The sequence below is a fragment of the Fructilactobacillus sanfranciscensis DSM 20451 genome, assembly GCF_001436035.1.
GTDB lineage: Bacteria > Bacillota > Bacilli > Lactobacillales > Lactobacillaceae > Fructilactobacillus > Fructilactobacillus sanfranciscensis.
Genome location: NZ_AYYM01000050.1, coordinates 1 through 1465, shown reverse-complemented (window position 1 = coordinate 1465; position 1465 = coordinate 1). Strand labels below are relative to the sequence as shown.

The following is a 1465-nucleotide window of genomic DNA, read 5'->3' as shown; positions in this document are numbered from 1 at the left end:
GATTTTTGTCCAACTTATGGGATTCATATCATGTTAAATTTTTAATTTATGAAAAAACACTAATTTATGTTACTATCGGGTTAGTTGCATTAATTAAGAAAAGATTAATTACATAAATTAGTTACATAAATTAGTTACATACGTATGAAAGGAATAAGATCTATGGATAATAAGTTTACTAGAGCACATAACCGGATGGCTATGGCTACTGGGGAAACCAAAACTAGAACAAAACTAACCAAGTCGAAACATGGCTGGATTAAGATTGCAATGGGAATTACATTTGCATCTACTTCATTATTCTTAATGAGTACTCCAAGTTTTGCCGATGAAAATCCAACTACAACTGCAGATCAAACTGCAACTCCTGTTCAACCAGAAGTTCAAAATGCAGATCAAACTCAAACAGACCAAACTCAAACAGACCAATCATCTATACAAAATCAAAATAGAGTTGCTTTAAATTTAGCAGCTCAAACACAAAAACAAGCTGATTCTGATAATATTAATTCAGCAGATAATCAAGTTGATAACCAAGCAGCACAAGCAACTACGGATGCAAATACTAATCAAACAGCAACTGATAACACTCCTAATGCTTTACAGACTGCTAAATCAACTCAATTAGATGCCCAACCTCAATCTGGAACGTATACAGCTACACAACAGCAAGCAATTCGTGATGGAGCTGGACTTGATTCTAATGTTGTTAATACACTAGATCCTGGCGAATCAATTAATTATGATAGTACAAGTAACAACGATGGTTACGAATGGTTACATTATACAAGTTATAGTGGACAGGCTCATTACGTTGCTAAATTAAATGATGCGACTCCAGCTTCTAACAGTTCTACTGGAAATATTAGTTCAGATCATCAAGACTTCATTAATCAATTAGCTCCAGGGGCACAAAATACTTGGAACGAATATGGCGTATTACCTAGTGTTTCAATGGCACAAGCAATTGTAGAAAGTGCTTGGGGTCAATCAGCTCCTGGTAATAACCTTTATGGAATCAAGGGTGATTATAACGGAAATTATACGATGCAATCTACTCAAGAATATTACAATGGTCACTATGTAACTATTCAAGATAAATTCCGTGCATATCCTGATTTGGCTACCAGTGTAGAAGATCATGGGAATTTCTTAGCAGTAAATCCTCGTTATTCAAACTTACTTTACAGTAAGGATTATGCGTACGTTTGCCAAATGTTACAAGCTGACGGATATGCAACTGATCCTAATTATGCCAATACTTTGATTAGTATTATTTCTTACAATAATTTAAACCGGTTTGACAATGGTTCTAGTCAACCAAGTACAAACCAACCAGGAGCAAATACCGGAAACAACCAAAATAATGGGAACCCGGCTCCTGCAAACAACAATGGAAATAATAACCAACCAGCTCCTTCAAATGATACTAACGGAATGATACCAGCAAGTGGTGCATACACAA

1 protein-coding gene is annotated in these 1465 nt (G+C 35.4%); it reads left to right on the top strand.

From position 1 onward, the window contains the following. Positions 1–162: 162 nt before the first annotated feature. Positions 163–1465 (top strand): glycoside hydrolase family 73 protein (locus FD36_RS06315; RefSeq protein WP_191980107.1); only part of this gene is annotated, 1303 nt, incomplete at its 3' end.